At 64.3% G+C, this 9,673-nt stretch carries 9 protein-coding genes; 8 read left to right on the forward strand and 1 reads right to left on the reverse strand.

The annotated features are described in order from the left end of the window. Positions 1–78 precede the first annotated feature (78 nt). Complete coding sequence (locus NH287_RS14150; RefSeq protein WP_374209396.1) at positions 79–270, reverse strand: transposase; 192 nt, start codon at positions 268–270, stop codon at positions 79–81. Positions 271–433: 163 nt separating this feature from the next. Between NH287_RS14150 and NH287_RS14155 the strand changes: the two genes are divergently transcribed. The 8 genes from NH287_RS14155 (at position 434) to NH287_RS14190 (ending at position 9,009) form a co-directional block, all read left to right on the forward strand. Further along, positions 434–796, forward strand: a complete 363-nt coding sequence (locus tag NH287_RS14155) for a helix-turn-helix transcriptional regulator (RefSeq protein WP_253036120.1) — start codon at positions 434–436, stop codon at positions 794–796. After that, positions 751–2,892 (forward strand): heavy metal translocating P-type ATPase, encoded by a 2,142-nt coding sequence (locus NH287_RS14160; RefSeq protein ID WP_374209394.1) that lies wholly within the window; start codon positions 751–753, stop codon positions 2,890–2,892. The genes NH287_RS14155 and NH287_RS14160 overlap by 46 nt, the downstream gene beginning before the upstream one ends. A 635-nt stretch (positions 2,893–3,527) precedes the next feature. Beyond that, complete coding sequence (locus tag NH287_RS14165; RefSeq protein WP_253036122.1) at positions 3,528–4,439, forward strand: cation diffusion facilitator family transporter; 912 nt, start codon at positions 3,528–3,530, stop codon at positions 4,437–4,439. 338 nt (positions 4,440–4,777) lie between these two features. Continuing rightward, positions 4,778–5,314 carry a signal peptidase II gene (locus NH287_RS14170; protein ID WP_253036123.1) on the forward strand — a complete coding sequence of 179 codons (537 nt, stop codon included), beginning with the start codon at positions 4,778–4,780 and terminating at the stop codon, positions 5,312–5,314. Next, complete coding sequence (locus NH287_RS14175) at positions 5,311–5,646, forward strand: DUF6804 family protein (protein WP_253036124.1); 336 nt, start codon at positions 5,311–5,313, stop codon at positions 5,644–5,646. The genes NH287_RS14170 and NH287_RS14175 overlap by 4 nt, the downstream gene beginning before the upstream one ends. Before the next feature lie 79 nt (positions 5,647–5,725). Continuing rightward, on the forward strand, positions 5,726–6,694 hold the full coding sequence (locus NH287_RS14180) for a cytochrome c oxidase assembly protein (protein ID WP_253036125.1): 969 nt from the start codon (positions 5,726–5,728) through the stop codon (positions 6,692–6,694). A gap of 200 nt (positions 6,695–6,894) precedes the next feature. Continuing rightward, positions 6,895–8,124: a peptidoglycan DD-metalloendopeptidase family protein gene (locus NH287_RS14185; RefSeq protein ID WP_374209395.1), complete on the forward strand. Its 1,230-nt coding sequence runs from the start codon at positions 6,895–6,897 to the stop codon at positions 8,122–8,124. A 240-nt stretch (positions 8,125–8,364) separates the two neighbouring features. Then, positions 8,365–9,009, forward strand: a complete 645-nt coding sequence (locus NH287_RS14190) for a thioredoxin domain-containing protein (RefSeq protein WP_253036127.1) — start codon at positions 8,365–8,367, stop codon at positions 9,007–9,009. Positions 9,010–9,673 lie beyond the last annotated feature (664 nt).

The raw sequence follows: 9,673 nt of genomic DNA on the forward strand, positions 1-9,673 counted from the left end.
CTTCGGCACGCCCTCGCCGGCCAGCCTCCGGATCAACGCCCAGTCCTCCAAAGTGATCACTCTCCAATCGTTGAGTGTTCACTTTTCAAGCGCCGCTACTGTCCAGTTTTCGAGCGCCGTCGACACCCGCCAGGGAGCGCCGGTGCGGTACTTCCACGCCATTCCCTCGACAGCGAGCCGATGATTCGTCCACGGCCTCGACCGGCCCGTAACCGTCGGCATCAACGGCTCCATCACGGCCCACGCCTCGTCAGAGATCTCGTGTCGCATCACCGTTCAAGGCTCACCGAGACAAGGGCAGATGACTTGATCAACACGCCCTAGCGGGGTAAGACCTAAGGGCGGCGACCGTCACCTCAGCGACCTGCGAGCAGACCGATAATCAGCCTTATGTCGGATCGAGACTGGTCAGCGTTCCATGTATAGTCAGCGTATGCTGACGCTTCCTTCGCGACTGGACGTTATGAACCGGCTTGGGCGCGCGATGGCGGACCCAACTCGGTCCCGCGTCTTGTTGTCCCTGTTGGAAGCTCCCGGATATCCAGCCGAGCTAGCTCGAGAACTGGATCTATCCCGAACGAACGTGTCGAACCATCTCGCGTGTTTACGCGGGTGCGGGCTAGTGGTCGCGTCTCCTGAGGGCAGACGAACGCGGTATGAGGTCGCGGATCCGCATCTGGCGTTCGGGATGCGGCAGCTGCTGGAAGCTGTCGTCGCGGTGGACGAGGGTGTCGCGTGCGTTGAGGACGGATGTGTGTGCTGCGCGCCCGGCGCGACCGTGGGGGTGGGGCAGTGAGTGAGGAGTGCTGCGGCCCCGTGGTGCCACAGAAGCGTATCCACCGGGTCCAGCTACCCAACCCGCCGGGGGTCGGTGGTGACGATTTGTGCTGCGCGCCAGCGCAGGTAGTGCGGGAGCCTGAAGCTCATCCTGGTGGAGATGCGTGCTGCGGCCCCGATGAGCGGCCGGGTGTGGTGGGGGAGGAGCCGGGCAATCGGCCGGTGTGGTGGCGGGATACCGCGTTGCTTCCTTCAGCTGCGGCGGGGGTGTTCCTTCTTGTGGGCTACATCCTCGAATGGTCGGGGGTCGATGTCCCGGCAGTCGTGCTGCTGTGGGCCTCACTCCTTGCGGGTGCATCAACGTTTGTTCCTGGTGCGGTGCGGCGGCTTATCCGCGGGCGTCTGGGCGTGGGGCTATTGATGACCATCGCTGCTGCCGGCGCTGTCACCCTCGGCCATGTCGGCGAGGCTGCCACGTTGGCGTTCTTGTTCTCTCTGGCCGAAGCGCTCGAGGACCGGGCAATGGATCGGGCAAAAGAAGGACTGCGGGCGCTGCTGTCGTTGATTCCCGAGACGGTGCGGGTGTCGCGCCTGTCTGGCGACGAGTTGGTCCCCGCCGCAGCCGTGCGTGAGCTCGATGTGCTTATCGTCGGCGCAGGCGAACGTGTTGCGACCGACGGTGTGGTCGTCGAAGGCAGATCGAGCCTGGACACGTCGGCGATCACCGGGGAGTCGATCCCGGTGGAGGTTGGTCCAGGCACAGCTGTCGCGGCTGGGTCAATTAATGGGGCCGCCACGCTCCGTATTGAGGCCACCGCGGGCGGCAGCGACAATTCGCTCACTCAGATTGTTGGCCTGGTGGAGCAGGCACATGCCCGGAAGGGGGAGCGGGCGCGGCTTGCTGATCGCATCGCTCGCCCTCTTGTCCCCGCGGTCCTGCTCGCCGCGGCGCTGGTCGCATTGTTCGGGTTGCTGGTTGGTGACCCGTGGACGTGGGTGGAAAGGGCATTGGTCGTCCTCGTCGCCGCGTCGCCGTGCGCGCTCGCGATCGCGGTCCCGGTGACGGTAATCAGCGCTATCGGATCAGCATCGAAGTTCGGTGTCGTGATCAAGTCCGGTGAGGCGTTTGAGCAGCTCGGCACGATCCGCACCGTTGCATTCGACAAGACAGGCACCCTCACCCGAAACGAACCGACCGTCGTCGATGTACGCCCCGCACGCGGGTATTCGCGCGAAGACATCTTGGCCTGGGCGGCCGCAGTCGAAAGCTCCAGTACACACCCCCTCGCCACGGCTATCACGTCCGCTTCACCGACCATCGAACCGGTTAGGGACGTCGTTGAGCACGCCGGGCATGGGATCACCGGTTTCGTTGGAGGGCGGCGTGTTCGCGTCGGTAACGTCCGCTGGCTCAACCCTGGTGAGTTGGCGCGAGCCGCCGACGACATGGCCGGGCAAGGCATGACGGTCATCGTCGTCGAAATGGATAACACTGTTGTAGGTCTCGTCGGCGTGCGCGACGAGCTGCGCCCCGAGTCGACTGAAACTGTTCGACTTCTTCACGAGCAAGGCATCACCACGGTCATGCTCACGGGCGATAACTCCCGCACCGCTACCGCCCTCGCCCGCGACGCCGGCATCACCGATGTCCGGGCCGAGCAACTCCCAGCCGACAAAGCTGCCGCAATCAGCAACCTGATCACCTCGCGCCCCACCGCGATGGTAGGAGATGGGATTAACGACGCACCGGCCCTGGCAACCGCCACAGTGGGAATCGCGATGGGTGTGAAAGGGTCAGCAGCGGCGGTGGAATCCGCTGACGTCGCCTTCACCGGCCGCGACCTCCGATTGATTCCCGGCGCTCTCGCTCACGCCCGGCGCGGTCGTCGCATCATGACCACCAACATCGGCCTCGCACTAGCGATCATCATCGTGCTGTTCCCACTCGCCCTGACCGGGGTGCTCGGGCTTGCAGGCGTCGTCCTCGTGCACGAAATCGCAGAGGTTTTCATCATCCTCAACGGCATCCGCGCGGCCCGCGGGTCAGGTCCCCGCCAGGCGAGCACACCGACACCCTCCCGGGCGAACACTCCTGCCACCTCCCGGTTGGTATAGTTTCCCCGCCATGGTTGGGATGCCGCTAACGCACGCGACGACAGCAGGCACCACCGCCCGACCGATAACGAAACTCATTACGGTCGGCATCGCAGCCCTCTTGCTGATGGTCGGGATTCTGGCGATGTCCCATGTGGACGGTGTCGCAGGCACGCCGGTACCCACGGTCAGCAACGCCTCCCCGTCCTCTACGGAGGCGACCACATCCCTCACGACCACTTCCGACAACGTGGCTGCGACGACAGCAGGCGTTTGCATCTTCGGCGTGGTTTGCTGCCTGCTCGGAATCGCGTGGCTGCGTCGAGTCTTCACTCTCTTCGGTCGACCCCGCTTCATTGGTTCAACACGACGAGTACGACTGCCGCTCACCCCGCGCCGCGCACATGTCCAGGGGCCGACGCTCGCTCTTCTTTGCGTCGCCCGGATCTGAGCCACAGTCCCTATCACCTGATCGGCGGGCACCCGCCTCTTCGCGGCTGCCCGCCGGCACCGGCCGCGAGGTTCACGCCCCGGGAGATAACGCGTGCTGCTTGACGACGACAACTCAGCACGCATCCCATCTGCGCGGTCGCCGGTGGGCGGTCGCGTGATGAGCGTCTATCGAATCGATCTTTTCCTGCGAGAGGAGCGGACACATGGGATCAGACCACAGCCATGGGGCAGTGGAGGGAACGCCGCGACGGCGTCTGCTGATCGCTTTCGCGATCACAGCCTCGGTCTTTGTGATTGAAGTCGTGGGCTCAGTGATTACTGGCAGCCTTGCCCTGCTTATCGACGCAGCGCACATGCTTACCGATGTCGTTGGTTTGGGGATGGCGGTTACCGCCGCCCAACTGATGGATCGTGCCCCGACAGACCGCCACACGTGGGGGCTGCGTCGTGCTGAAGTGTTGGGGGCCTTGACTCAGGCGGCCTTGCTGCTGGGCGTTGGCTTGTTTGCTCTCGTCGAAGGAATCCGGCGCCTATTTGAACCGCCCGAGATATCTTCCGGCGCGCTCCTCTTCTTCGGTGTCGTCGGCCTGGTCGCAAATATCGCGTCACTGCTCGTGCTGCTGAGCGGGCGCAAGAAAAACCTGAACATGCGCGCCGCGTTCTTGGAGGTTCTCAATGACGCGCTGGGGTCGGTCGGTGTGATCGCCAGCGCGATCGCGATCACAGCATTCGGGTGGTACCAAGCCGACGCGGTCGCGGGAATTCTGATTGCGCTGCTCATCATTCCCCGAACGCTGATTTTGCTCCGCACTGCAGGGAGCGTGCTGCTTGAGTCCACCCCACCGGGCCTCAACCTCCAGGATGTGCGCCGGCACCTGCTTGAGCTACCTCATGTCATCGCCGTCCACGACCTTCACGCATCGCAGGTGTCGACAGACTTGCCGACCCTGACCGCGCATGTGGTGGTGGATGACGGGCTCAACGGCGAGGAATCCGCGCAGCTGCTGCGGTCACTGCAGATGTGTGTGAGTGACCACTTCCCGGTCAGCATCGAGCACTCGACCTTCCAGATCGAACCCCAATCGCACTTCGGAGAGCACCGCACCCATGCGTAATAGACACTGTCGGTGGTTCACCGCCATGATGCTCGCCGCGGCAGTCGCCGGATCGGCGATCGTCGCACCGGCTGCCGCAGCGGAGGCCCGCGAGCTCACCACAGCGCCCCCGGCACCCACGTCGACGAGCGGCTCGGAGCTAACCCCCAGCCCGCCACCCCCGCCTACTCCCGCGGGAGACGTACACAACGAACCCAACTCAACCGGCCAAATTTTGCCACTTGTAGGGCTTGTCAGTGGGGTCGCACTCATCGGTGGCTGTCTCATCGTCGTAGTCATGATGGGCCGCGAACGGCGCCGTCGCGATCTCGCCGAGTTGCGAACCGGGGAGGGATCCGATGAGCGCTAACCGGTTGCGCCTCGTCGCTCTCGCATTCGTCACCGCCGGGCTCACCGTCCTCATTGACCAAGGCACCAAAGCCAACGCATTGAGCGGGTTGAGCCCCAATGAGCGCATCCCGCTCATTGGGGATCTCCTCGGTTTGCAGCTGGCCTTCAACGCGGGAGCGTTCCTCTCCCTGGGTTCGAACATGACATGGGTGCTGACCACGCTCGGCGTGGTCGCGACCGCGCTTCTCGGTATCGCCGCATGGCGCTCGCGAACGCCGGGGTGGGCCGTCGGAATGGGGCTCGTCCTCGGTGGCGCGATCGGAAACCTCATCGACCGGCTCTTCTTCTACCCCGCGTTCGGTCGCGGCTACGTCATCGACTTTTTGGCGTACGGGAACCTCTTCATCGGAAATCTCGCTGATGTCGCACTCGGGGTCGGTGGAGGCGTTTTGCTCCTCGCCCTGTGGCGGCAGCGTCGGCACCGCCGGGCGACGGCACAACACGGTGACTCCCACGCACGGGTACCGGACGAGCGTGCACGATGACCAAGAAGCAGCGCATTCCCTCGACCTACCAGCGCAACGCTCTGGCACCGGCACTCATCGCAGCGGCGGTGCTCTTCCTTGCCCCCACGCTGCAAGACAGCGATTGGTTCGCGATCGTGCGTTTCGTGGTCGCCATTCTCGCGGCGATCGCCGCGTGGTTCGCGTTCCAAGCCCGGCAATGGTGGTGGATTCCAGTGCTCGCGACGATCGTCGTGCTCTGGAATCCCATCCTCCCGTTCCCCTTCTCAGGGCCCGTGTGGTCAGCGGCGCAACCGGTCGCCGCGGTTGCGTTCCTCATTGCCGGCTCGCTCATCAAAGTACGCCGACCGTGACATTCCGCACACGCAGCGGCACGGCGCCGCGCCGCCGAACACCGCCGCCGCACGCCCCATTGAGGACGATCGCGGAGCTGTGGCTGCCAAGGTGGGGAGCTACCCGGTGAGTGCCTGGATCCCCGACGCGCCGCCTTCGTTCCTCGCGTTCCTCACCCCCCACCCGCAGCCGCTTCCGGTACTTCCGGTGGTGGCAATCGTGCTGGCGGCCGCGTATGTGGCGGGAGTGGTCCAACTGCGACGGCGGAGAAGACGCTGGTCGATGATGCGGGCAGGGTCGTTCCTGTTGGGGTGTGTGCTCCTGTTCGTCGTCACCGGTCTGGGTATCGAGAACTACAGTTACGCATTGTTCTCGGTGTCGATGTTTCAGCAGTTGACCTTGATGTTCACCATCCCGCCGCTGCTGATCCTGGGGTCCCCCGGAACGTTGCTTCTCCGCGCGACACCACACCAAGGCCTGGGCCTCACCATCCTCCGACTGGCGCACGCGGGCCTGCGCAGCAGAGCTGCCCGATGGGTGCTGAGCCCTGCCGTCGCTGTCCCCCTGCACCTGTTGGCGTTCTACGGGCTGTACCTCGCCAAACTGGCCGACCCGATCCTCACCTTGCCCGGCGGACATCAGCTGCTCGATGTCGCATTCTTGACGGTCGGGGTCTTGTTCACGGTTCCGATTCTTTCCAGCGATCCGTTGCCGTCGCGGATGTCGTACCCCGGCAAGGCCCTCGATCTGTTTGCCGAGGCGGCGCTCCACGCGTTCTTCGGGGTGTTTCTCATGATGAGCACCACCCTCCTGGTCGACCGCTTCGCCGCTCCGCCCGCCGCATGGGGTATCGACCCCCTCGATGATCAGTGGCTGGCAGGTGCACTCGCGTGGTCGTACGGCGAAGGGCCCACTCTCTTCATGCTGATCTACGTCGTGCATCGGTGGTTCCGCGACGACACACGGCGCGCCGTTGAAGCCGACCGGCACGCCGACGTGCACGGGCACGCCGAACTCGACGCGTACAACGAATACCTCACTGCCCTCGCCCGGAAGGACGCCCGATGAGACGCCGCAACGCGGAGGAGCCCCTGCGTGTGCCTGACGTTGACTGCGGGTGCGCCCCCACAGCCGACGAACTGCGATCGCTTCGCACCATATCCCGCCGCGGCGTCGTCGGCCTCGCCGCAATAGGAGTCGTGGTCGGATCGGTGGGGCTGGGCATAGCACTACCGGCGTTTGCGGCGAAGTATCCCACGTGGGACGACGTGGAAAAGGCACGCACTAATCAGGCCGCAAAGAACGCTGAAATCACCCGCATCGAAGGCCTCATCCGCGCCCTCGAGAACGACGTCAACGTAAAACAAGCTGAGGCGGAACGGCTGGGGCAGGAGTATCTGCTCGCCCTCGAAGCATTCGAGGACGCCGTCGACCGGGCGCAGAGCCTCCAGGATCAGGCTGACGCCGAAACTTCCCGTGCTCGTGAAGCAGCGGCGAAGCTCGGCGACCTTGCCGCGTTGCAGTACCGCAACGGTAAGAGCGATCCCACCCTCGAACTGTTCTTCTCGGGTTCCGTGGCGGACGCCGATGATCTGCTTGCGCGTCTCGGGGCTGTCGACAAGCTCGTCGACGCGAATCGTGACGTGTACGCGGACGCCGTTGGCGCACGTGACAGCGCCCAGAGCCTCACCGACCAGGCCAAGGTCGCTCGCGACGAGCGAGACCGTCTAAAGCTGCAAGCTGAGCAGCGCATGGACGCAGCGCGACAGGCCGCGCAAACAGCGCAAGCAGCCCTCATCGCGCAGAATGAGCACCGGCTCACCCTCGAAGCGCAGCTATCGGCGCTGCAAGACACCACCACCAAAACCATTGCCGGATATCGGGCGGGTGTGGAGGCCGAGCGCAAACGCCGTGAAGAAGCACAGCGGAAAGCCAGAGAGGAAGCCGCCCAGCGGGCACGCGAGGACGAACGCCGCCGGCTCGCGGAAGAGGAGCGCCGCCGCCAACAAGCCGCAGCAGGCGGAGGTAGCCGGCCGGGAAGACCCAGTGACGGTAGCTCAGCCGGTGGACGTCCCGCCTCCTCCGGGTGGGTGCGGCCGGCGCACGGAGGAGTGACATCTCCCTTCGGGTCCCGCGGGACAATCTGCAGTAACGGGTACTGCACATCCAGCGGCCACCGCGGACTCGACTTTTCCGCAGGCTGCGGCGCACCGCTATACGCCGCAGCAGCAGGAACGGTCATCTTTGCCGGATGGAGCGGGTCATGGGGCAACTACGTCAAGATCCAACACCGAGACGGCAGCGTCACGGCCTACGCACACATCCTCAACGGTGGGTACAACGTCAGCTATGGGCAGACGGTGCGCGCCGGGCAGGTCATTGCCTATGCCGGCACCACCGGGGCCTCGACCGGATGCCACCTCCACTTCGAGGTATACATCGGCGGGGTGCGGGTCGACCCAGCCGCCTTCCTCCGAGCACGCGGAGTCGGCCTCTGACAATGCGCGCATCAATATCGCCAGTCTTACGGAGGATCCGACGCTCAGCGTCGGTTCCCCTCCTCATCGCCCCGCGGCAGCTGCGTGATGGTGCCACGACGCTGCCAGTTCGGGCAGACCCCAGGCCCTCCGATGGGTCTGCCCGAACCCTTACCCAACGCCCAAACACCAGGCGCAAGCAGAACGCACCGCTACCCAAGGATCAGGAATCTCGTGAAACCCGCAGCCAGAGCCACCATCGTGACCATCGCCGTGGTCGTCGTCCTCGTCGCACTCGTTGCCGCGATCGCGTTCATCAACCGTCCGGAAGCCCCCACACCCCCGGAGGCGACCGACGGGGCGCTCCCTGGAGCTCGTGCCAATTCCCATGTTCTCGATAACGCCGGGCCAGACGCGCCAACCCTCGTTGAGTTCCTCGACTTCGAATGCGAAGCGTGCGGAGCGTTCTACCCGGTCATAGAACAGCTTCGCGAGGAGTACGCCGGGGACATCAACTTCGTGGTCCGGTACTTCCCTCTTCCGGGGCACTTCAACTCGATGAACGCTGCTCTCGCGGCAGAAGCGGCCGCTCAACAAGGCGAGTTCGAAGCCATGCACAGCCGCCTCTTCGAAACGCAAGCTGAATGGGGGGAACTCCGCGAATCGCGCGAGGAGCTGTTCCGCAGCTACGCCGAAGACCTCGGCCTCGACATGGATGCCTATGACGCTGCGGTCGCGGACCCGGCAACACAGGCGCGGGTAGAAGAGGATTTCAACGATGGGCAGTACCTCAACGTCACCGGCACTCCCACCTTCTTCCTCAACGGCGAGAAGCTAGAACTCGAGCAACTCTCCGACCTCACCGATGCGCTCGATCGAGCAACGGGCCGACGACAACCGCAGTGACGGCCTCTATGACGCCTGTAGGAAAGTTTCTCAAACTGCGCGCCCTCGATGGACGACTGACCGTCGAGGAACGGGCGTCCCTCGTCGAGAGTTACCTACAGTGCGAGAAGATTGCCGAAAAGCCAAGCGCCGATGCATGCGCAGAGGTTGCCCTCATCCTGAGCCGCCACGCCGCCGACCGGGCTTCGATCAGGAAAGCTCTGCGACAAAGTCTTGCCGAATGCGAAAGCTCAGACCGATCAGCCTCGAGCTGCTCAGCCGGCTCTAGATAGCGCGAAGCTCGTTCACTTAACCCCCTCTGGGTCGTGACCGATAATCGACGTTATGTCAGCACAAGCGAATCGACGGTGCTCTCCCCTGCCGAAGATCCGGTAGACAGGGGCATGGGGGGAACATCTTTCGAGCAGTTCCGGAGGTCGTTGCGGAATCCGGTTGCTCGTCGCGCGATCGGCATCGAGATGTCCGACGGCGAAGCCGTGCGCATAGCAGCGGACGACGGCCTCGCTCGCGCCTACTACGAGAACTGGCTGAAACGGAGGTCAAGTCCCGTGGAGTGGTGTAACCGTTTCGTGATCCTTCAGGGATGTGGGGGCTAGTTTTCGTTGTGATTGCAGATGCTCGCGACGAGCTCACTCACGGTGTCGGAGTACAGCCCAGGAGTGGG

The sequence above is a fragment of the Microbacterium sp. CnD16-F genome, from assembly GCF_024124465.1.
Taxonomy (GTDB): domain Bacteria; phylum Actinomycetota; class Actinomycetes; order Actinomycetales; family Microbacteriaceae; genus Microbacterium; species Microbacterium gawkjiense.

Bases quoted from the DNA above. Each gene is read 5' to 3' on its own strand.
- NH287_RS14150 (WP_374209396.1), bottom strand. From the start codon at position 270: ATGCGACACGAGATCTCTGACGAGGCGTGGGCCGTGATGGAGCCGTTG.
- NH287_RS14155 (WP_253036120.1), top strand. From the start codon at position 434: ATGCTGACGCTTCCTTCGCGACTGGACGTTATGAACCGGCTTGGGCGC.
- NH287_RS14160 (WP_374209394.1), top strand. From the start codon at position 751: ATGTGTGTGCTGCGCGCCCGGCGCGACCGTGGGGGTGGGGCAGTGAGT.
- NH287_RS14165 (WP_253036122.1), top strand. From the start codon at position 3,528: ATGGGATCAGACCACAGCCATGGGGCAGTGGAGGGAACGCCGCGACGG.
- NH287_RS14170 (WP_253036123.1), top strand. From the start codon at position 4,778: ATGAGCGCTAACCGGTTGCGCCTCGTCGCTCTCGCATTCGTCACCGCC.
- NH287_RS14175 (WP_253036124.1), top strand. From the start codon at position 5,311: ATGACCAAGAAGCAGCGCATTCCCTCGACCTACCAGCGCAACGCTCTG.